Source organism: Variovorax sp. 01N425, assembly GCF_056399465.1.
The window spans coordinates 108,299-128,455 of the sequence record NZ_JBFTRJ010000008.1 but is presented as its reverse complement, the minus strand read 5'-3'; the positions used below and the strand labels follow the sequence as shown (position 1 = coordinate 128,455).

18 protein-coding genes are annotated in these 20,157 nt (G+C 65.2%); 7 read left to right on the top strand and 11 right to left on the bottom strand.

Annotation, left to right across the window (positions count from 1 at the left end; translation table 11 throughout):
* Nucleotides 1-179 precede the first annotated feature (179 nt).
* Nucleotides 180-836 (top strand): TetR/AcrR family transcriptional regulator, encoded by a 657-nt coding sequence (locus AC1DSC_RS16090; protein ID WP_015865920.1) that lies wholly within the window; start codon nucleotides 180-182, stop codon nucleotides 834-836.
* 374 nt (nucleotides 837-1,210) lie between these two features.
* Here AC1DSC_RS16090 and AC1DSC_RS16085 read toward each other — a convergent pair whose 3' ends face one another.
* Nucleotides 1,211-2,008 (bottom strand): enoyl-CoA hydratase/isomerase family protein, encoded by a 798-nt coding sequence (locus AC1DSC_RS16085; RefSeq protein WP_436045208.1) that lies wholly within the window; start codon nucleotides 2,006-2,008, stop codon nucleotides 1,211-1,213.
* Nucleotides 2,009-2,331: 323 nt separating this feature from the next.
* Here AC1DSC_RS16085 and AC1DSC_RS16080 point away from each other — a divergent pair, with 323 nt between their 5' ends.
* Genes AC1DSC_RS16080 through AC1DSC_RS16070 form a run of 3 tightly spaced genes read left to right on the top strand, consistent with a single transcriptional unit; the run spans nucleotide 2,332 to nucleotide 5,268 of the window.
* Nucleotides 2,332-3,600 (top strand): CaiB/BaiF CoA transferase family protein, encoded by a 1,269-nt coding sequence (locus AC1DSC_RS16080; RefSeq protein ID WP_015865922.1) that lies wholly within the window; start codon nucleotides 2,332-2,334, stop codon nucleotides 3,598-3,600.
* 30 nt (nucleotides 3,601-3,630) lie between these two features.
* Complete coding sequence (locus AC1DSC_RS16075) at nucleotides 3,631-4,614, top strand: Bug family tripartite tricarboxylate transporter substrate binding protein (protein ID WP_015865923.1); 984 nt, start codon at nucleotides 3,631-3,633, stop codon at nucleotides 4,612-4,614.
* Nucleotides 4,615-4,662: 48 nt separating this feature from the next.
* Nucleotides 4,663-5,268 (top strand): glutathione S-transferase family protein, encoded by a 606-nt coding sequence (locus AC1DSC_RS16070; RefSeq protein WP_015865924.1) that lies wholly within the window; start codon nucleotides 4,663-4,665, stop codon nucleotides 5,266-5,268.
* A gap of 32 nt (nucleotides 5,269-5,300) precedes the next feature.
* On the opposite strand, the gene AC1DSC_RS16065 is transcribed toward AC1DSC_RS16070, so the two are convergent.
* The 9 genes from AC1DSC_RS16065 to AC1DSC_RS16025 form a co-directional block, all read right to left on the bottom strand.
* Nucleotides 5,301-6,158, bottom strand: a complete 858-nt coding sequence (locus AC1DSC_RS16065) for an amidohydrolase family protein (RefSeq protein WP_015865925.1) — start codon at nucleotides 6,156-6,158, stop codon at nucleotides 5,301-5,303.
* A complete protein-coding gene (locus AC1DSC_RS16060) occupies nucleotides 6,158-6,730 on the bottom strand; it encodes a carboxymuconolactone decarboxylase family protein (protein ID WP_015865926.1) in 573 nt (190 codons plus the stop codon). Before AC1DSC_RS16060 ends, AC1DSC_RS16065 begins: the two co-directional genes overlap by 1 nt.
* Nucleotides 6,731-6,960: 230 nt before the next feature.
* A complete protein-coding gene (locus tag AC1DSC_RS16055) occupies nucleotides 6,961-7,938 on the bottom strand; it encodes a LysR family transcriptional regulator (protein ID WP_015865927.1) in 978 nt (325 codons plus the stop codon).
* A 99-nt stretch (nucleotides 7,939-8,037) separates the two neighbouring features.
* The gene (locus AC1DSC_RS16050) at nucleotides 8,038-8,868 is read right to left on the bottom strand and encodes an alpha/beta fold hydrolase (protein ID WP_436042075.1); all 831 of its coding nucleotides are present in this window, start codon (nucleotides 8,866-8,868) and stop codon (nucleotides 8,038-8,040) included.
* A 51-nt stretch (nucleotides 8,869-8,919) separates the two neighbouring features.
* Nucleotides 8,920-10,158 (bottom strand): serine hydrolase domain-containing protein, encoded by a 1,239-nt coding sequence (locus AC1DSC_RS16045; RefSeq protein WP_015865929.1) that lies wholly within the window; start codon nucleotides 10,156-10,158, stop codon nucleotides 8,920-8,922.
* Nucleotides 10,159-10,436: 278 nt separating this feature from the next.
* Nucleotides 10,437-11,786: an amidohydrolase gene (locus tag AC1DSC_RS16040; RefSeq protein WP_015865930.1), complete on the bottom strand. Its 1,350-nt coding sequence runs from the start codon at nucleotides 11,784-11,786 to the stop codon at nucleotides 10,437-10,439.
* 44 nt (nucleotides 11,787-11,830) lie between these two features.
* Nucleotides 11,831-13,267, bottom strand: coding sequence for an aldehyde dehydrogenase family protein (locus AC1DSC_RS16035; RefSeq protein WP_049826203.1), 1,437 nt, complete (start codon nucleotides 13,265-13,267; stop codon nucleotides 11,831-11,833).
* A 58-nt stretch (nucleotides 13,268-13,325) separates the two neighbouring features.
* Complete coding sequence (locus AC1DSC_RS16030) at nucleotides 13,326-14,282, bottom strand: Bug family tripartite tricarboxylate transporter substrate binding protein (RefSeq protein ID WP_015865932.1); 957 nt, start codon at nucleotides 14,280-14,282, stop codon at nucleotides 13,326-13,328.
* 12 nt (nucleotides 14,283-14,294) lie between these two features.
* On the bottom strand, nucleotides 14,295-15,101 hold the full coding sequence (locus AC1DSC_RS16025) for an NAD-dependent epimerase/dehydratase family protein (protein ID WP_015865933.1): 807 nt from the start codon (nucleotides 15,099-15,101) through the stop codon (nucleotides 14,295-14,297).
* 350 nt (nucleotides 15,102-15,451) lie between these two features.
* Here AC1DSC_RS16025 and AC1DSC_RS16020 point away from each other — a divergent pair, with 350 nt between their 5' ends.
* From AC1DSC_RS16020 to AC1DSC_RS16010, 3 genes are all read left to right on the top strand, one after another.
* Nucleotides 15,452-16,534: a mandelate racemase/muconate lactonizing enzyme family protein gene (locus tag AC1DSC_RS16020; RefSeq protein WP_015865934.1), complete on the top strand. Its 1,083-nt coding sequence runs from the start codon at nucleotides 15,452-15,454 to the stop codon at nucleotides 16,532-16,534.
* Nucleotides 16,535-16,772: 238 nt separating this feature from the next.
* The gene (locus tag AC1DSC_RS16015) at nucleotides 16,773-17,849 is read left to right on the top strand and encodes a porin (protein ID WP_015865935.1); all 1,077 of its coding nucleotides are present in this window, start codon (nucleotides 16,773-16,775) and stop codon (nucleotides 17,847-17,849) included.
* Nucleotides 17,850-17,860: 11 nt separating this feature from the next.
* Entirely contained in the window at nucleotides 17,861-18,844 is a 984-nt protein-coding gene (locus tag AC1DSC_RS16010) for a Bug family tripartite tricarboxylate transporter substrate binding protein (RefSeq protein ID WP_015865936.1), read from the top strand.
* A 353-nt stretch (nucleotides 18,845-19,197) separates the two neighbouring features.
* On the opposite strand, the gene AC1DSC_RS16005 is transcribed toward AC1DSC_RS16010, so the two are convergent.
* The gene (locus AC1DSC_RS16005) at nucleotides 19,198-20,100 is read right to left on the bottom strand and encodes a LysR substrate-binding domain-containing protein (RefSeq protein ID WP_015865937.1); all 903 of its coding nucleotides are present in this window, start codon (nucleotides 20,098-20,100) and stop codon (nucleotides 19,198-19,200) included.
* Between the last annotated feature and the right edge of the window lie 57 nt (nucleotides 20,101-20,157).

Here is a 20,157-nt window from a genome sequence, read left to right as displayed (position 1 = left end):
GCAGAGATCGACGGAATCCAAGAGCCTCGGTTCACAATGTGTTCAGGTCATAGGTAACTTGCATTCTTGAACCTTGTGAGGCGGGACTCGGCTGATATGTACTTTCATCTTCCGTACTGCGATGCACCTGTAAACTCCCTCCGGCAAGCCACGTTCGTCGGTTTGATTCAGAGACTCGTATGGAAGCAATTAAACCTATTCGAATGCGAAGCAGCGGGGTTGTCAGTAGTCAGCTTGCAAATGCATTGGCAGCTCCAGAAGTTGCAATCAAACCCCGAATCCTGAACGCTGCTGTCGAGCTGCTGATTGAGCAAGGCACGGCTCGCACCACCACCTTGGCGGTCCAGCGACGCGCAGGTGTAAGCCGCGGCGCCCTACTCCATCACTTTCCAACTCATGCGGAGTTGCTGTCTTCGACGGTGCAGGAACTTGTCCGAAGAAACGAAGCAGCAGTCCACGAGGCGCTTGCCAAAGTCGGTGTTGCTGAAGATCCATTCGAGAGGGCGGTGAAGGTGCTGGCCACCACGATGGCAAAACCGGCCTATCTCGCCGAACTGGAACTGTGGGCGATTTCCCGTACGGACATCGAACTTCGCACCGCCCTTCAGGCTGCAGAGCGCGGCGCACGCAAAGAGAGTGACCGAGTGATGCGGATGCTGTTTCCCTCCATAGCAGAACGCCCTGACGCCGCTGAGGTAATGGGATCGACACTCGCCTTTTTGCGGGGACAGGCGGTGACCGGAATCATCAGCGGAAGGCCATCTCAGCGACAGAAGCAGATGACCACCTGGCTGAGAGCGATTCGGATCATGTTGGACGATACCTCCACCACCTGACCGCTCAGCTCGAACCGCCTTCTTTAGGCTTCCACGGCCCGTCACAGCGGGATGAGTTCAGCCCATGACAACGACTATGGAGAGCTGCACCCGCTTGGCCCCTGAGAACACTCGTACGCACGAATATTCATGATGACACCGCCAAAATCCAAGTTCGACGGTGGCGGAACCTCATCGGCGGCTATGGCCTCTTCATCACGCACGTAGCTGGCATTCTCGATGCACTTCCCGGGTAGTCCTTGCGGCGGCGCTATGTATCGCGCCAACTTCCAACGCAGCGGCGTTATACATGGGTTGGACGGTATGGAAGCGCGTCATAAAAAGGTAATGGCAACCGGCGGCTCGTTCCAAGACACAGGCGTATGCAAAAGGGATCAGCGGCCGATGAAAACAGGGGCGCGCTTTTCGCGAAAGGCAGCTTGCGCTTCCTTGGCGTCGGCAGTTTGGCCGATCTGCGCGGTCATGTCCTGTTCGTAGCGGTAGCCGTCGCGCAAGGATGCGCCCATGTCTTCCAGCGTGTTGAGCGCGTGCTTGCCCATGCGGGTGGACACCGGGCTCTTCGCGGCGATGGTGCGGGCCATTTCCAGCGCGGTGGGCATCAGCTCGTCATGGGGCGTGCAAACCTCCACCACGCCGGTGCGGTACAGCTCGTCGGCCGGAACGCGCCAGCCGGTCAGCATCATGCGCCGCACGCGGGAATGGCCGAACAAGCGCATCGCGTGGCTGCAGCCGCCAAGCAGGCCCACGTCCACCTCGGGCAGACCCAGGCTCGCGCGTTCGGAGGCGATCAGTACGTCACTGGACGCCACCATGGCCAGCCCCGAACCCAACGCGGCACCGTTGATGGCGGCCACCACCGGCTTGGAGCATTCCCGGATGGCGTGGAAGCACTCGCGGGTGCGGCGCGAATGCGCACGCAGATCGCCTGGCTCCTTGATGACCTCGGCGCGGCCCTTCAGGTCGGCGCCAGCGCAGAAAATCTTGCCCGCACCGGTCAGCACGACCGCCCTTAGCTCGTCGAGCTCGGAGATACGGTCCAGCGCCCAGATCAATTCATCGTTGAGGCGTCGGGTGAGTGCGTTGACCGGTGGGCTGTTCAGGGTCAGCACGGCGATGTGCTGATCCACGATGTGTACCTGGAGTTCTGCGAGAGAGGCGAATGATTCTTGCATGGTGGGCATCGGATGGATATGGAGGGAAAAGAGGCCGCAAAATTACCGTACGCCAACCTCCTGCGATGCCAAGGGCGTCGTGCGGGTGTCGATATGGCCGGCCAAATGACTCTAGCGCCGGCCGCCCCCGCCCGATAGCCGTCTGAAGGCAAAGCTGCTATGCGCGCGCTGCGTTGTGCTCCCAGCAGCATGTCTGCATTGCCGCCGGCACACCTAGGTCGGCCCACTTTGACCGCCTACAGTCTGTCGCAAGCCCGCACCGCACCCCGACTCTCATGAGCGCGGTGCGGGCATCCACCCGATACAAGCAGCCTGGAGACAGCATGAGCGCAGCTTCCGCCGCTGAAAGCACAGCCCCTTCCACATCCAACCGCAGCGGTCCGTTGTCGCACCTGCGGGTGCTGGACCTCAGCCGCATCCTCGCGGCGCCCTGGGCCGGTCAGATCCTGGCCGACCTGGGCGCCGAGGTCATCAAGGTCGAGCGTCCCGGCGCCGGCGACGACACCCGTTCGTGGGGGCCGCCCTTCCTGAAGGACGCCAGCGGCCAGGACACCTGCGAAGCCGGCTACTACTTGGCGGTCAACCGCGGTAAGCGTTCCATCACCGTCAGCATCGACACGTCCGAAGGCCAGCAGATCGTGCGCGACATGGCAGCGCAGGCAGACATCGTGCTGGAGAACTACAAGGCCGGCACACTGGAGCGCTATGGTTTGGACCAAGCCAGCCTGCGCAAGATCAACCCGCGTCTGATCTATTGCTCGGTCACCGGCTTCGGCCAGACCGGCCCGCGCCGCGACCAACCCGCTTACGACTTCCTGATCCAGGCCATGGGTGGCCTGATGAGCGTCACCGGCGAGCGGGACGGCCGCCCTGGCGGCGGGCCGCAGAAGGTGGGTGTGCCCATCGTGGACCTAATGACCGGCATGTACACCGCGGTGTCGGTGTTGGCGGCGGTGGCGCGGCGCAACCAGACCGGAACTGGCGACACCATCGACATCGGCATGCTCGACGTGCAGGTGGCCACGTTGGCCAACCAAGCGATGAATTTCCTGGTGTCGGGCAAGACGCCTCAGCGCAACGGCAACGCTCATCCGAACATCCAGCCGCAGGACGTGTTCGCCTGCGCCGACGGCGACATGATCCTGGTGGTAGGCAACGACGGCCAGTTCGCCAAGCTGGCCGACGTACTGGGCCACGGCGAATGGGCGCAGGACGAGCGCTTTCGCACCAATGCCCAGCGCGTGCGAAACAGTGGCGAACTGTCGGCCTTGCTGCGCCAGGCCTTCGGTGCACGCCAGCGTGCCGAAGTCATCGCAGCGCTGGACGCGGCCGGCGTGCCCAGCGGCGCCATCAACAGCGTGTCTGAGGTCTTCGACGAGCCGCAGGTGCAGGCCCGCGGCATGCTCATGAAACTGCCGCACCCGGCCGGCGTGGACGTGCCGCAGGTGGCCAGCCCAATGCGCTTTGCCGATGCCCCCATCCAATACCGCCGCCCGCCGCCGCTGCTGGGTGAGCACTCGCACGAGGTGCTGCGCGAACTGGGCTACGACGATGAGCGCATTGCGGCCTTGCGCAGCGCGGGCGTTATCTGAAGTTGCCGCCGCAGAAAAAAAAGAACTGGCATGCAACGCAAGACCTTCCTGTCCAGCCTGATGCTGGCTTCACTGGCACTGACGAGCGCTCATGCCGGTGACGGCCCCGGCGGCTACCCGGACAAGCCGGTCCGGCTGATCGTGCCCTTCCTGGCGGGCGGAGCCACCGACCTGATGGCCCGCGGCATGGCGCAGAAGCTGTCCGAGGCCATCGGCCAGCCGGTGGTAATCGACAACCGCGCGGGCGCTGGTGGCAGCATCGGTGCCGAGGCCGCTGCCGCCGCACCAAAGGACGGCCATACCCTGCTGTATTCAACGATGGGCGTGCTCACCATCAACCCCAGCCTCTACCGCAACCCGAAGTACGACCCGGCCACCAGCTTCAGCCCGGTCGCGCTGACTCACGTCACATCCAACCTGCTGGTGGTCAACCCGCAAGTGGGCGCGAAGTCCGTCGCCGAACTCGTGGCGCTGGCGCGCAGCAAACCGGGCACGCTGAGCTTCAGCTCGGCGGGCAACGGCACCAGCAGCCACCTGTCAGGCGAACTGTTCATGTCGGTCGCCAAAGTCGACCTTCTGCATGTTCCCTACAAGGGCACGGCCGCCGGGCTGCCGGACCTGCTGTCCGGCCGTATCGAGATGACCTTCGACACCGCGTCCAATTTCGTCGATCACATCAAGGCCGGCAAACTGCGGCCGCTGGCCGTCACCTCGCGCAAGCGCCTGGACACGATGCCCGAAGTGCCCGCCATGGCCGAAACTCCGGGCTTCACCGACTACGACGTGTCGCTGTGGCTGGGCGTGCTGGTGCCAGCCGGTACCTCGCCCGAGATCGTGCGCTACCTCAATCGACGTCTGGTCACGGTGATGCGCGAGCCGGCCATGGCAGCCTCGCTCAAGCCCCTGGGCATCCAGCCGCTGTACAGCAGCCCTGAAGAATTCGCCAAGGTCATCGACCAGGACCGCCGTAAGTGGTCTGCGGTTGTCAAGGCGGTCAAGGTTCAGCTCGAATAATTCGAATGGATCACAAAGACGAATGAGCTCAGAAAATACACACACACCATGAAACTCCATTGGTCCCCCAAGTCACCGTTCGTCCGCAAAGTCATGGTCTGCGCCCATGAGTTGGACATCGCCGGCCAGCTCACGCTGGTTCGCTCGGTGGCGGCCATGCTCAAACCCAATCCTCAACTCATGGCGGACAACCCTTTGTCCAAGATTCCGACGCTGATGCTGGACGACGGCCGCACGTTGTTCGATTCGGTCGTCATCTGCGAGTACCTCGACCATTTGGCCGGCGGTAGCCTTTTTCCGCGCGAAGGCGACGCACGCTGGCGGGCGCTGCGCTGGCATGCGCTGGGCAACGGCCTGCTGGATGTGCTGATCCTTTGGCGCAACGAGCGTGAGCGCGAGGTGCCATTGGGCGCACTGCAGGACGCCTTCGCGCTCAAGACCAAGGCCAGCCTGATGCTGCTGGAGCAGGAAGTGGAGATGCTTGCCAAGGCCCCGCTGTCCATTGGTCACGTCGCTATCGGTTGCGCGCTGGGCTATACCGACTACCGGTTCGCAAGCTTGGAATGGCGCAGCCGCGCGCCCCAGCTGACTCACTGGTTCGCCGAACTTTCGAAGCGGCCATCTTTCGTGGCGACCGAGGTGGCAGAAGGCTAAGTCGTCACCCTCGAATGCAGGTGGGGCAGCCATCAGGCGTAGAGCCGCGCCGGGTTGTCCTGCAGGATGGCCCGGCCGATGGCCACATCGCTCACGGACTCGTGGAGCAGCTGCAGCAAGTCGCCGCCGCTCGGCGGTTCCTTCACGTTGAGGTAGGGCCAGTCGCTGCCCCACACCAACTGCCGCGGGTTGGCTTGCTGCAGGGCTTGCTGAAAAGGCGCCAGTAGCTCCGCCCAGCGCGTGCGGTCGAGTATGGCCAGCAGGTTGCGGTAGGCGCACAGCTTCACCCACACCCGGCCTTCGGCCAGCAGATCGAGCAGGCTGCGAAAGCCCGGCTCGTCCACGCCGGCGGCAGCATCGAAGCCGGCCATGTGGTCGATGACCACAGGCACTGGCAGCGCCCGGATCTGGGCGGCGATGCCCGGCAGCACATGGCGGTCGGTCCACAGCTCGGCGTGGAGGCCTGCGTCGGCCATTTTGCCGGCCATGGCCTGCAATTCCTCGAAGCTGGCGCTGCCGCCGAAGTTGCGGGCCGCGCCACCGCGCGCGCTGAAGCGCAAGGCGCGCACGCGGCGTTCATGCAGTCCGGCGAGCGAAGGCAGGGTGTGAGGCCGCGCCACCAGCACGCCACGCAGATTCGGTTGCGCGTCCAGGGTGTCCAGCACCAGCCCATGGTCCACGCCATAGGCGCTGGGATGCACCAGCACGCCGTGGGTCAGGCCCAGCACGCCGTGGGTCAGGCCCAGCGTGGCAAGGTGCGCCCGGTACGCGGGCAGGGGCGCTTCGGGCGGAGTGTAGGCGCGCTCGGCCGCCAGCGGATAGCGGCCATAAGGGCCGAAGACGTGGGCGTGGCAGTCCCAGCCGCCCTCGGTGTCGATGGCTTCGCCCATCACTTCAATTCTTCTTGTTGCGGCAGCTTGAACGCCGGTTCCGCGCCGGGCGGGAACGGGATCTCGTGCGCGTTGAGCGTCATGGCGACCATGGTGTAGTAACCCACCAAGGCCGTGAGTTCCACCACGCCTTTTTCGCCCAGCAACTGCACCGCGGCGGCATGGGTGGCGTCGCTGACCGAGTGCGAGCGGTTGAGCTCCAGCGCATAGCGGTAGATGACCTGGTCAGTGGCGTCCAGCCCGCGCGGCTGGCGCTGCGCTAGCAGGTCGTCCAGCGTGTCGTCCGACAGCCCGGCCTTGGCACCTTCGGGCCGGTGCGCGAACCATTCAAAAGGCGAGCGGCAGTGCCGCCCGGTCACCAGGATGGCCAATTCCGACTGGCGCGGTGTCATCGAGGTGCCATAGCGCAGCAGCGCGCCTAACGCTTGCCAGCGGTCGGCCAACTCGGCATTGTGCAGCGCGGCGCGCAGTGGGCCCTTGATTTCTCCGCGCGGGCCGGAGACCACCTTCTGATGGACCGCCAGTTGCTCGGGCGTCATGGTGTCGGGAGTGGGCAGGGAAATGCGTGGCATGGGTCTTTCTCGGGGAAATGGGTCGGCTCAGGCGCCGCGATAGGCCGGCTGGCGTTTTTCCAGGAACACGTTCATGCCCTCCTTTTGGTCGACGCTGTCGGGCAGGCGTTCGTTCGGCCCGCCGGGTGCGGGAAGCGCTACTCTAGGCCGCGCCCCGGTCAGCCGCTAGCGGGCGCCGTGCAAAGCTGGCTTGCGTGCCGGGACATGGAAGCGCCGCACGCCTGGCAGCATCAGGCCATGGAGATGTCCTGCGCCGTGGAATGCCACATGCCGCGGCGCCCCAACTCGTCGACGATGGTGCAGATAGCCGCGGCCACCACCTGCACCGCGCGTGCCGGCCCCTTGCTCTTGGACATGGCCATGGTGATGCTGCGTTGCAGGCGCGCATCGGCGATCTTGGCGGCCTGCAGCCGGCCTTCCTCGATCTCGTGCCACACCGCATGCAGCGGGAGCACCGAGTACAGGTGCTCCTGCTCAGCCAGGGACTTGAACAGCGGCAGCGAATCAGCCTCGATCACCGGCACGACGGCCAGCTTGTCCTGGCGTGCTACGGCATCGAGCGCGTTGCGCAGGCCGTTGGGCGCACTGGGCAGGATGTAGGGCAAACCGGCCAGGGCCGACACCGGGATGTCACCGCCGCCCGTGAGTGCATCGCCCGCTGGGCCGACGAGGTAGCTGTCCACCGTCGCCAGCTTCTGCTCGTGCTCGGGCAGCGTAGCGTACCGGTACAGGATGGCCAAGTCCACGCGCGCATCCGTCAGCCATTCTTCGACCTGGCCACTGGAGCCTTCCAGGATCTTCAGCTGCACCGCCGGGTGGTGCTCACGCATGTGCGAGAACAACTGCCCGACCAGCGCCGACGAGATGGAGGGCAGCAGTCCCAGGGTGACACGCCCGGCTGGCTGCTGCAGGTTGCTGCGAATATCGGTCTCGAGCTGCTGCGCGCCCTGCAGCAACTCTCGCACCTGTTCCAGGATGCGGGTGCCGGTTTCCGACAGCTCCACGCCACGCCCTGTGCGCGTGAAGAGGCGGCAGCCGCACTGGCGTTCCAGCGCGTTGATCTGCCGACTCAGCAGCGACTGGTTGCTGTCCAGATAGAGCGCGGCGCGGGTCAGGCTGCCCAGCTCCGCGATCGCCAGGAACGAGCGCCAGATCGTCAGGTCGCTGGCCAGGGCGAGTCGTATGTCTGTGGCTTTTGCTGTCTGCATGCATGTCTCCTGCAGCCGGATTATCCGGCTGCGTCGCCGGCGCACCCCAGGCAACCCGGCCTGGCGCAGGGTCGGGACATCGACCGTGCGCGCACGCGTTCAAGGCGCAAGCCCGTTCGCCCATCGCGCAATGGCCACCGCCACCGCCTGCGGCTGCTCCGGCACCATCGCGTGGCTGGCACCGGCGATGACCTCTACCGTCACCTTGCTACCCAGCGCCGCCTTCAACTCGTCCCGGCTGGACGGCGGCCGCCACGGGTCGCTGCCGCCCAGCAGGTCCAGGATGGGGGCGTGAGTGACCGGCCACCATTGATCCTTGGGTGGACTCGTCATCGCGTCGCGGTAGGCGGGCAGAAGCTCGGGGTACCAGCCCTCCAGCCATGGCGTGGGATCACTGCCAGGCGCGAAGAAGGCGTGGCGCAGCGCCGCCAGCCGTGCCTCGCGGGATTGCTTAGGATTGCCCGCGATGATCAGCGACGCCTGCACGCCCGGCGGAATCGTTCGCGCCGCAGATGCGAGCACCACCACGCCGCGAACCAGCTCCGGATAGCGAAGGTCGGCCACGCGCGCCACGAAGTGGCCATAGGCATGGCCTGCGATCACCGCGCGCCCGCCGCCCAGGCGTCGCACGACGAGCGCCACGTCGGCCGCGAAAGTGTCCAGCGTGATCCCCTCCAGGGGACCGCGGCTCGCGCCCATCCCGCGCGGTTGCGGGCGCAGCACCTTGAATCCCTTCGAGGCGAGCTGGCGCGCAAGTTCGTCGTAGTCCTCCGAGTCGCGTTGCTGCGAAGGCAGTAGCACGATCGTCGGCCCGGCGCCCTCGACGATCACATCCAACTGCACATCTCCATCGCGTACCAACTCGCGTCGGCGCGCCGCAATTTCGCCCGAACGCAGCGCGCACGCGGGCAGCACCGCGATGAGACTCAACGCTGCTAGCCATCCTCGGCGCCCGCCCCGTGTTCCTTGTCGCGTGACCACTCAGCGGCCTCCTTTGGCCACGGAGGCCGCGACGGCCTCGAAGAAGGCAGTGCGTTCGTCACTGAGCGTGTCGTCCGTGGCGCCCTTCCAATAGCCAGCGACCGCGATCACCACGCGCGTGGCAGGCTGCACGTAGATCGCCTGGCCGTTGACGCCGAGGGCGCCGTAACCCTTGTCGCCGATGGTCCACCAGAAGTAGCCATAGCCGGGCTGATCGTTCAGGCGCGAGGTGGATTCCTTCATCCAGGCGGCCGGGACCAGTTGGGCTCCTTGTGCCCGACCATCGTCCAGCGCAACCTGCCCGATGCGAGCCCAGTCGCGCAGGCTGGCCGCCATTCCGGCACCGTAGAACGGACGCTGCGCCTGACCCGGCCCCTGGTTCACCCAATAGGCGTCGGCCTCGGCCCCCATCGGATGCCAGAGCCGCGTCGCCATGTAAGTCGACAACGGCATGCCAACGGCACGTTCAAGCAGCCAGCCTGCGAGGTTGGTATCGAGCGTCGAATAGTTGAAGCGCGTGCCTGGCGGGAGCAGCGACTTGGCCTTGAATGCATAGTCCTCGTAGTACACCTTGGCCTCGTTGAGCGATTGGTCGCGGTGCCGGTCGAGCTCGCTGCCGGGTGTGTAGATTTCCTTCCAGTCGGTGCCAGCGCGCATCATCAGCAGGTTGCGCACGGTGACCGGGTCGTAGCCCGTGCCCTTGAGTTCCGGCAGGTACTGGACGATGGGGTCGTTGACGCTCTTGATGCGTCCTTCCTGGATGGCGATACCGATCAACATGGCGATGACTGACTTGGACATCGAGTAGCCGATGAAGGGCGTCGCCGGCCCGCTGCCGTTGCGGTAGGTCTCCTTGACGATCTTCCCATCTTGCAGCACCACGATCGCGTTCATGCGGTGCCGCTCGAGAAAGGTGTCGAAGCTTTCAGTCGTGCCGCCGGTGGATAGACGGAAGTCGCCACTGGACCATTGCGCGCGGCCGGCGATCGGTGTCGGCCGAGGTGACGCAGTCAAGCGCGAGACCCCGAACAGCTGGTCCATGTGCTGATAGGTCAGATAATTCACCGCCGGGTCCGACTTGGCGCGGCGAACGGCCAGGAGCGTCGCCGAAGGCGTGCCCTCGACGAACGGCAGGTCGGCCGTGGCCTGTGGCGCTGTCGCGCAACCCGCCAGCAACACACAACTCAGAAGCACGGACAGCCCGGTGCGGGCGGTGGCGGTCGAAGGTCGAATAGTCATCTTTGTCTCCATGGAATAGGTTTTTCTGATTCGGCGCGCATGGGCTCAGGAAGGTTGCATACCTCTCCTCGGTCATGGTGCTTCTCCTGATTTAGTGCGCGTGGTCACGCGCCTCCTCAAGAGCTTCGAGACTAAGAATCCAAGTGCACCAGTGCTAGTGCCGCGCGGATCAGACCTGCTATGCCGCTCCAGCCAGGCCCCAAATACCGTACAGCGTCGACGCTGGCGTGCACTGGGAGTCGGATCGGCGACAGCCACTTTTCCCAAGTGCCCGGAGCTCAGTGCCGGTTCAAATAGTCGATCGCCAACGCGGACAAGGACCGCACTCCGACCGCCATCGCGTCCTCGTTGAAATCGAACTTCGGTGAATGATTGGGTGCAACCGTCTCCAGTGACTTGCCTTCCGGCATCGCGCCAAGAAGGAAGAACATTCCCGGTACCAATCGCTGGTACTCGGAAAAATCCTCTGATGCGCTCCGCTTGGGAATCACCGACACCCTGTTGCCCGTCATTTGGTTGAGAACCGGCAGGGACGCCTCGGTCAAGGAGGCATCGTTGGTCGTTACCGAATAGTTGAGGGGGCCGAAGTTGACCTTGGCTCTGGCGCCCGCAGACTCAGCGATCAGGTTAGCGGTTCGGGCTATGCGTTGTTTGGCATCGTTCCTCATCGGCTCGTCGAACGTTCGCAGGGTTCCAAGCAGCTTGACGGATTCCGGGACGATATTCGACCGATTGCCACCCGCAATGGCTCCGATGCTGATCACCGCGGGCTCCTGGCTGATGTTGAGCTGCCTGCTGACGATGGTCTGGAGGCCCAGAATGATCTGGGACGACACCACGATCGGGTCCACACCATTCCATGGTGAGGCGCCGTGGGCCTGCTTTCCTTCGACGTGGATGTGGATTTCGTCGGCGCCGGCCATGAGCGGTCCACTTCGATACCCAATACTTCCACTCGGCAGACCGGGATTGATGTGCAGGCCGAAGATCGCATCGACGCGGGGATTCTGAAGGACACCCTGCTCGATCATGGCTTTCGCTCCCCAGGACGCGCCTTCCCTAGCCCCGGTACTGTCAGGAATTCCTTCCTCCGCCGGCTGGAAGATGAACTTCACGGTGCCCTTGAGTTGGGACCTCATCTGAGACAGCAATTCGGCCACCCCCATCAAGATGGCAGTGTGTCCGTCGTGGCCGCATGCATGCATCACCGGCGTCGGCTTGCCCATGTAGTCGGCGACCACCCGGGAAGCGAACGGCAAGTCTGTTTCCTCGACCACTGGCAGCGCGTCCATGTCGGCACGCAGTGCCACGACTTTTCCTGGCAACGCGCCCTTGAGAAGGCCGACCACGCCATGCCCGCCAACGCCCGTGGTCACTTCCAGTCCGAGAGATCGCAGGTGCTCGGCGACTTTCCGTGCGGTTCTTTCCTCCTGGCCCGACAGTTCGGGGTGCCGATGAAAATCGCGACGCCATTCGACGAGCCGAGGCTGCAGGCCGGCGCTGCGCTGCTCGACAGTTGTGAGATGGAGCGGCACGGGCGATGTCGTCGAGGCCTTCGCTTCCAGGCTTGCGACGCTGAGCGCGGCGCTGGTCAGCAAAGCGAGCAACGGATGAATCGGTCTTGTCATGGTTCTATTTCCTTCATCTCAAATGAATCCAGCTCACTTTGGCCTCACAGCGCATCGCCGTGGATGCTGTGGTATTCCACGTACTCAGCCATGCCAACTTCCGAGCTTTCGCGCCCGATACCGCTCTGCTTGACGCCGCCGAAAGGTGCGTGCCGCTGGCCGACGCGTGACGCCCCCGCCTGGTTGATGAAGGTCATTCCCGCCTCCAGCTGGCGCGCGATCCCGAGGGCGCGCGTGCGGCTGGCAGACCAGACGCTCGAACCCAGGCCCAGCTCGCTGTCGTTGGCCAGGCGCACGGCCTGCGCCTCATCCTGATAGGCGACGACCGGCAGTACCGGGCCGAACTGCTCCACAGCCACGATTTCCGACTGCGGCGCCGCGCGGCGCACGAGCGTCGGGCGCAGGTAGTAGCCTTCGTTCGTGGCCTGCGGGTCGAGCAACTCGCCCAGCTCGACGATGTCGGCGCCTTCAGCGCGCGCCCGCGCTAGAAGGTCCTTCACGAAGGTCCACTGCGCGCGGTTGTTCATCGGCCCCATCGTGCTGCGCGGGTCCAGCGGATGCCCGATCCTGAATTTCCCGACCTCGGCGGACAGCCGGTCGAAGAAGCGGTCGTAGATGGATTCGGGCACGTACACGCGCTTGACCGCAAAACAGAACTGCCCGGCCCGCCGGAAAGCGCCGATGGCGATGCGGGTCACTGCGTGCTCGACGTCCACGTCGTCGAGCACGATGGCCGGATCGTTACCGCCCAGCTCGAACTGCACATCCTTCATCGACGCCGCAGCGTCGCGCATGATGATGCCGGCCACCTTGCCGCCGCCGGTGAAGGACACCTTGCGCACCAGCGGGTGCGCGGTCAGCGCCGCGCCAGCGTCGGCACCGCCGTGCAGCACGTTGATGACACCAGGTGGGAAAAGCGCGGCCATCTTCGCGAGCAGCACCGCCAGCCCCAAGGGGGCGCTCGGCGAAGGCTTGATGACCAGGGTGTTGCCGCAGGCCAGCGCAGGCGCCAGCTTACGCATGGTCAGGATGACTGGTGCGTTCCACGAGACGATGCCCGCCACCACGCCGAAGGGGCGCTTTTCGACGCTGACCCAACCGTTCGCATCCGCGAACTGGCGGGGCTGCAGGAATTCGGCCGCCATGTCCGCGTTGTCGCGCACCACATGGGCCGCCGTTTCGACCTCGGCCTGGCAGGTGGCCATCAGCATGCCCGATTCCAGCGCCATCAACTCGGCGATCTTCGGCGCTTCTTCGTCCAGCACGGCCGCGGCGGCGCGCAGCAGCTCGACGCGCTGGGCAATGGGCGTGCCGGCCCATCCAGGCAGCGCCGCATGGGCCGCCTGCGCCGCGTCGTCCACCTGCACGACGCTGGCCTGCGCCACACGGCCGACCCGGTCCTCGGTGCGACCCGGGTCTCTGACTTCGACGTAGGACGCACCGGGAGTCTCCCGGTTGTTGATCAGCAGCTCGACGCTCAATGTGTTCATGGACGGGTTCAGAAAAGCGGGATGACGTGGAGACTGCGCGGCGCAATGCCTATTCGAGCTTGAGGTTGCCCTTGACGATGACCTCGGTCCAGCGCGCCTGCTCGGCGAGCATCAGCGCGCGGTACTCATCGGAGGTGGTGGTGACCGGCAACACGCCTTGCTGCTTGAAGGAAGCCTGTATCTCCGGCGAGTTCACCACCGCGACCGTGGCCTCGCGGATCTTCTGGTGCACCGCGGCGGGCAAGCCCCTAGGCGCGATGATTCCGTAGTTGGTGTCCATCAGCACTTTGGGCAGACCCAGCTCGGCGGTGCTGGGCACGTCGGGGGTCTGCGGCACACGCTGGCTGCTCGCCGTGGCCAGCATGCGCAGCCGGCCCGATTGCGCCAACGGCAGCGCGCCCACCACGTCGATGAGCGTGAACTGGATCTCGCCAGCCAGCACCGCCGTGACGGCCGGTCCGCTGCCGCGATAAGGCACGTGGGTCACGTCGATACCCGCTTCCTGCTTGAACATCTCCCCGCCGATGTGCGGCGACGTGCCGTTGCCGGCGGAGCCGTAGTTCAGCTTGCCGGGTGCGCGCTTGGCCGCGTCGATCAGCTCCTTGAGGCTGGCGTGGGAATTGGCAGGGCCCACGATGACGGCCGTGCTGCGGGCCACCAGCGTGATGTAGTCGATGTCCGCATGGGTGTAGGGCACCTTAGTCAGCGCCGGCATCCCGGCCACCGGACCGGGTGCGATCATGCCCAGCGTGTAGCCGTCCGGCGCCGCTTTCACGACCGCGTCCACGCCGATCACGCCCCCCGCGCCGGGCCGGTTATCCACCACCACCGGCTGGCCCAACCGCAGCGACAGCCGGGCGGCGATGTTGCGACCCATGCCGTCGGTCGGCCCGCCGGCCGCATAGGGCACGATGAGGCGGATGGGCTTGGTAGGCCAGGTTTGCGCCGCCGCTGATGCCGCCAGGCAGGCGATGGCCAGCAGGCCGAGGGTCTTGATCATCTTCATGTTGCTTGTCTCCTAAGGAATGAGGTCGGTGAAGCGCCCGCCTTGCAGGTGCGCCGCGCGCGCGCTCAACGGCGCCGAGGCGGGTACACCGGCGTGCGCGATGTCCTGTGCGTAGGCATCGGCGCTGTCTTGCGGCGCGAAGCCCAGGAAGTCGACCTTGTCATTGCTCCACCAGCTGCGGCTGTTGGCCGATACGCCATACACCACGCTGTAGCCAACGGCAGGCGCGACCAGGCAGCGGCGGCACAGCTGCACCATGTCCGCATGGCTGAGCCAGGTGGACAGCATGCGCTCGTCAGTCGGCTGCTCGAAGCATGAGCCGATGCGCAGACACGCCACTTCGATGCCATGCTTGTCGTGGTACATGCGCGCCAGGTTCTCGCCGAACGCCTTACTGAGGCCGTAGAGGTTGCCCGGGCGCGGCGGCGCACCGGAATCAAGCGGCTGCGAGCGGTCGTACATGCCGATCGCATGGTGCGAGCTGGCGAACACGATGCGCTTGGCGCCGGCCTGCCGGGCCGCCTCGAACACGTTGAAGCTGCCGATGATGTTGGCCTGCAGCACAGCCTCCCACGGCGCCTGCGGCATGACGGCACCCAGGTGGACCACTGCATCGACACCCTCGAGCAGCGCGTGCACGGCGGCCATGTCCGACAGGTCGGCCTGCACCACTTCTTCGCCCTCGGTGGCCGGCGGGAGCGCGCGCAGGTCGGTGGCACGCACGTGCTCGGCCAAGTCTCGCAGGTCGCTGCGCAAGTGGCTGCCCAGCCTGCCGGCAGCGCCGGTGATCAGAAGTCGTCTCCATCTGGTTGTTGTCATTGATCTGCCTCGAAGATTTTGGCCAGTCTATGGACGGCGGGCCGGCTGACCCAGAGGGTCCGTGGACAAGACAGTTATGTGTCCGGCGGCATGGCCGCGTCAGCACGCTCTGAAAGTGCGGAAGGTGCAGCAACGCAGCAACGGGCGACAAGGGGAACGGAAGCCGCGGAGATGCCGTTGCGGGCCATGCGCGGTAGTGGCTATCTGGTGTGCCTGCACCGTGCTGGCCGAAGCGTCTCTGCATGCCTAAACTCTGCCGACGCCACAGCTGCGAACGCGGGCGCTGTATGACTCGGCGGTGTGCCAACATGCCGGGCTGGCGCTCGCCGCCTACCCGAATCAGACTCACCATGAAGATCACCGACTTCTCCCTGCATCCCTGCACTCAGAGGCTGCACGATGCGAACTGGAAGTTCGCGCGCGCGTCCGTACCTGGCCTGCAGGCCCACGTACTGACGCTGACCGACGACAACGGCTACACCGGCCACGGCTATGCGCATGCCATTCCCAGCATCTCCGGCGACGGCGAAGGTGTGCTGGCCGCGCTGCGTGCCTTGGCGCCGACTCTGGTCGGGCGCGGCCTGGACGAGATCGCCGCCATCGTCGAGACATGTGACCGGCAATTGGCCTTCAATGTCTCGGCGAAAGCGGCCATCGATATGGCACTGCACGACTTGCTCGCGCGACGCCTCTGCGTGCCCGTGCACGTCCTACTGGGCGGGCGCCACCACGACGTCATTCGCCAGTCCCGCATCGTGCCAGTCAAGACGCCGGCGCAGATGGGTGCACATGCCGCCGAGCTGGCGGCGCAGGGTTACCAGCAACTCAAGCTCAAACTGTCGGGCGACACGCAAACGGACGTCCAGCGAATCGCATCCGTACGCGATGCGGTGGGCGCAGAAGTCGCGTTGACGCTTGACCCGAACCAGGCCTACAGCGCCAAGACGATGATGGCCGCCTTTGCGCGCATGGAGCGCTACGACATTGCCTTGATCGAGCAGCCCGTGCCGGCCGACGACTGGACCGGACTGACGATGCTGACGAGGTCGCTACCCGCCGCCATCGAGGCGGATGAAAGCGCGCAGTCGGTACAGGACGTGTACCGACTGGTGACGGACCGGGTGGTTGACGTCATCAATCTCAAGGTGACCAAGCTCGGCGGGCTGTTGCGCTTCACGCAGGCCGCCGCGCTGTGCCAGGCCGGCGGCGTGGTCTGCCGCGTCGGTGCGGCGTTCGGACCCGCGCTGATGCAAGCCTTCGCAGCACATGCGGCCAGCACCCTGCGCTCGCTGCCGTATGCCTGCGAGCTGGCCGAGCACCAGCACCTGCTGGACGACCCGTTCGAAGCACTGCCTGTGGAAAACGGCATGGTGCGCGTGCCGATGTCGGCCGGCTGCGGCATCGGCTACGCGAGCTCCGCGGAATCTCACTGACCTGCAAAGCGTTTCGACGACCGCGCGCGGCCGCCGGGCACATGCGCTCGCCGAGGCGTGCACGCTTGCCCAACTGCGCTGGCTGTTCGCGCCTACCCCGGCAACAGCTTCCGCATGACTGCCTTGTCCGCATGGACAACCCCTGGCCGCATTGACATAGCTGCATTGCCACATCGCCTCTAGGTTCGCGCAGGCCTGCTTCCTAGACTTGCCGGCGCAATAACAACGAGGAGACACTATGAAGAATTGCCTTTCAAGCATCGTGGGCGCAGCTGCTCTTGCCTTTGTTGCGTCCGGCGCACAGGGCCAGTCCATCATCTACGGTCTGGTGGATGCGTGCGTGGCCCGATCGAACATCGACGGAGCGCATAGCACGCGTGTCGGGTCGGGCTGTCAAAGTGGCAGCCGGTTGGGATTTCGGGGCTCCGAGAACCTGGGCGGAGGTCTAACGGCCGGCTTCCAACTGGAGAACGGCTTCAACGTGGACGACGGCTCTTTTGGCCAAGGCGGCCGGATGTTCGGTCGCAAGGCCGTCCTCAGCCTATCCAGCACCACATTCGGCACTATCGAACTGGGCCGCGACTACGCGCCAACCTTCTATGCTCTGGCGCCGATCGATCCGACGGCCTTCGGCATCGGCACGGTCAGCAGCACCATGTGGACCGGCTCGAACCCTACCACCGTGGCGCGCAACGACAACGCCGTCAATTACATCTCCCCCGCGCTCGGCCCCGTCATCGTGCGTGTGCAATATTCATTCGGCGAACAGCCGGCCCCGGCGAGCTCCGGGGCCCGATCCACCCTGGGCTTCAACATGATCTACCGCAGTGGCGCGTGGCTGGCCAGCCTGGCGCATGCGCGCCACGCCAATGCCACCGACAGCGCACACGACCGCGCGTCGACCGCGGGGCTGAGCTACACCATCGGAGGACTCATCCTCTCGGGCGCGTTCCAGGCCGGGCGATGGGAGGGTAGCCGGACAGTCGCTGCTCCTTCCAGCGCGACCAGCATCTTCAGCCGCCACTACCGCAGTTACATGCTCGGTGCGTCGTACCAGGTCCTGCCGCTGCTGCGCGCACTGGTATCCATCAAGCACTACGACGACCGGACGGCCAGGGACTTCGATGCGCACCAGGTCACCGCAACGGCTATTTACGCTCTGTCAAAGCGCACCGACCTGTATGCGTCGTACAGCTGGCTGAAGAACGTAGCGAGCAGCAGCTACGACATCAGCGACGCCACGACCCGGTACAGCGGCGTGCGTGCCGGCGCCAACACTTCGTTGATCGCCATGGGCGTGCGCCACGTTTTTTGAAGGAAATGATCATGAATCCGCATCGGCGCTCCACACTGCGACTGGTCGCCGCGATGGCGGCAGGCGCCTTGCCCTTCGCTCGCGCGCAAGCGCAGCCTTTCCCCTCCAAGCTCATTCGTATCGTGGTGCCGCTGGCGCCCGGCGGTTCAGCCGACTCCATGGCCCGGCTGCTCGCCGCAGGCATCGCCCGGGTATTGGGGCAATCCGTGATCGTGGACAACAAACCGGGCGCGGGTGGGCTCAATGGCATGGCCGAAGTGGCCCGAGCTCCGCGCGATGGCTACACGCTCGGCTATTCGCTGGCGGGGGCGCTCACGGTGGCCAACCATATCGCGCTGAAGATGCCCTACGACCCGGCGAAGGACTTCGCACCCATCACGCAGGTGGTAGCAGTGCCAGAGATCATCGTCGTCAACCCGAAGCTCGGCGTGACCAGCCTGCAGCAGCTCGTCGCGCTGGCCAAGGCCAAGCCCGGTACGCTGAATTTCGGTTCCGCAGGTAACGCGACCATTCCTCACCTGGGCGGCGAGCTGTTCAAGCATGAAACAGGCATCGACATCGTGCACGTGCCCTACCGAGGCACCGGCCCGGCGCTGAACGATCTGTTGGCGGGGCAGGTGCAGATGATGTTGGCCGACGTCACCCTGGTGCGCGCGCACATTGAGGCGGGGCGGCTTCTGCCGTTGGCCGTGGCCGGACCGCGGCGCATTGCCGTGCTGCCGGCAGTGCCCACCACGGCTGAGGTTGGCTTGCCCGGCGTGCAGGTGTCGAACTGGCACACGCTGGTGGCGCCCGCAGGCACGCCCGCGGAGGTGGTGGCCCGCCTGCGCGATGCAGTGCAGCGAGCCATGGCATTGCCTGAAGTGCAAAGCCGGCTGACCCAGGAAGGAGCCGAAGCGGTAGTCGGAACGCCAGCGCAGACGCTCGCGTTCCTGGACAAGGAGCGCGCACGCTGGGGTACGCTGGTCAAAAAACTCGGCATCCGCTGGGATTGAAGCGCTTCGCGTATGGCGTGCTGGCGCTGCGACAGTAAACAGGGCGTATCGGTTCAGCCCGATGCTCCTTCCGCGATGCGCCGCCAAGAATCCATCTTGCCAACTTTTTCGCATCGCCAGTATTGGCCTGCGGCTGACCGGGCACCGGTGTCGCGCCCCAGTCTCCGTACTAACGTACCAGCCTTGGATATGGCCTGCCTGCAGCACGGCGAAATCGGCACATTCTTGTAGCGTTGGGATATCGCGAAAAGAAGGGCCTACTAACTTGGTATGCGACCCTCGCTTAGAAAGTCGGGCAGCAAAGGGCCAGGCTCAACCTCAACGGAGGCCATTAGCTCGCATCGGACCAACGCTCAGACGGGGGGCGCCTCCAGTGTCTTGCGAAACTCGACGGCCTCCTTCATCAACCACTCCGCCAGCGCGCGCGCGGGCTGGTTTCGCGCAGCTCGCTTAGCAAAAATCAGGTGATATCCGGCGGCAAGCGGCGCATGCCGTGGCCAGGCTTCCACCAGGCGGCCCTCCCGCACATCGTTGTCGACCAGCACGACATGACCGATGGCGATGCCGAGACCCGCAACGGCCGCAGTGAGCGTTGCCTCGGTGTCCTGCAACTTCATGCTTCGGGCGCTCGACAAGCCTGCCGCGTCGGAGGCTGCGAGCCATCGAGACCACTTGCTGCTTCGCAGGGAGTCATGCAGCCACGGGAACCGGTCCAAGTCACCGATGCGCGCGAGCGCTTGGCCTTTCAGCAGCCGGGGTGAAGCTACCGGAACCAGGCTGTCATGCATCAGCAGCTGTGCGCCGGGCCAGGAACCGTCGCCGTAGTGGATCGCGAGATCGAACCGTTCCTTGCGGAAGTCGGCGTCCCAGATCGACGTGGCGAGCTCGATCTCGACGTCGATGCGTGCGAGGTGCAGCCGCGCCAGCCGCGGGATGAGCCAGCGCGAAGCGAACGACGGCATGGCCAGCACCTTGACCGTCGGTCGTTCGCCGCCGCTCGCGATTCGCATCGCGCCGTGATCCAGCTCATCGAGCGCGCGATTGACTGTCTCGAGATACAGCTCGCCCGCGGCGGTGAGTTGCACGCTGCGATGGCCGCGCAGCACCAGCGTCTGCTGCAAGCCTTCTTCCAGGGAGGCCATGTACCGGCTGATCGCCGATTGGGCGCAGCCGAGATCGCGAGCCGCGGCGGTGAAGCTGCCGCAGCGCGCCACGGCGCGGAACACGCGCAATGCTGTGATCGAGATTTCACTCATGTGTCATGCAAAAAATGGATGGCATGAGATGACCAAAGCGCATTATCCGAGCCGCCT

Excerpts from the sequence above, each read along its gene's own strand:
- AC1DSC_RS16090 (WP_015865920.1), top strand. The coding sequence starts at position 180 with ATGGAAGCAATTAAACCTATTCGAATGCGAAGCAGCGGGGTTGTCAGT.
- AC1DSC_RS16085 (WP_436045208.1), bottom strand. The coding sequence starts at position 2,008 with ATGCAAGAATCATTCGCCTCTCTCGCAGAACTCCAGGTACACATCGTG.
- AC1DSC_RS16080 (WP_015865922.1), top strand. The coding sequence starts at position 2,332 with ATGAGCGCAGCTTCCGCCGCTGAAAGCACAGCCCCTTCCACATCCAAC.
- AC1DSC_RS16075 (WP_015865923.1), top strand. The coding sequence starts at position 3,631 with ATGCAACGCAAGACCTTCCTGTCCAGCCTGATGCTGGCTTCACTGGCA.
- AC1DSC_RS16070 (WP_015865924.1), top strand. The coding sequence starts at position 4,663 with ATGAAACTCCATTGGTCCCCCAAGTCACCGTTCGTCCGCAAAGTCATG.
- AC1DSC_RS16065 (WP_015865925.1), bottom strand. The coding sequence starts at position 6,158 with ATGGGCGAAGCCATCGACACCGAGGGCGGCTGGGACTGCCACGCCCAC.
- AC1DSC_RS16060 (WP_015865926.1), bottom strand. The coding sequence starts at position 6,730 with ATGCCACGCATTTCCCTGCCCACTCCCGACACCATGACGCCCGAGCAA.
- AC1DSC_RS16055 (WP_015865927.1), bottom strand. The coding sequence starts at position 7,938 with ATGCAGACAGCAAAAGCCACAGACATACGACTCGCCCTGGCCAGCGAC.
- AC1DSC_RS16045 (WP_015865929.1), bottom strand. The coding sequence starts at position 10,158 with ATGACTATTCGACCTTCGACCGCCACCGCCCGCACCGGGCTGTCCGTG.
- AC1DSC_RS16040 (WP_015865930.1), bottom strand. The coding sequence starts at position 11,786 with ATGACAAGACCGATTCATCCGTTGCTCGCTTTGCTGACCAGCGCCGCG.
- AC1DSC_RS16030 (WP_015865932.1), bottom strand. The coding sequence starts at position 14,282 with ATGAAGATGATCAAGACCCTCGGCCTGCTGGCCATCGCCTGCCTGGCG.
- AC1DSC_RS16025 (WP_015865933.1), bottom strand. The coding sequence starts at position 15,101 with ATGACAACAACCAGATGGAGACGACTTCTGATCACCGGCGCTGCCGGC.
- AC1DSC_RS16020 (WP_015865934.1), top strand. The coding sequence starts at position 15,452 with ATGAAGATCACCGACTTCTCCCTGCATCCCTGCACTCAGAGGCTGCAC.
- AC1DSC_RS16015 (WP_015865935.1), top strand. The coding sequence starts at position 16,773 with ATGAAGAATTGCCTTTCAAGCATCGTGGGCGCAGCTGCTCTTGCCTTT.
- AC1DSC_RS16010 (WP_015865936.1), top strand. The coding sequence starts at position 17,861 with ATGAATCCGCATCGGCGCTCCACACTGCGACTGGTCGCCGCGATGGCG.
- AC1DSC_RS16005 (WP_015865937.1), bottom strand. The coding sequence starts at position 20,100 with ATGAGTGAAATCTCGATCACAGCATTGCGCGTGTTCCGCGCCGTGGCG.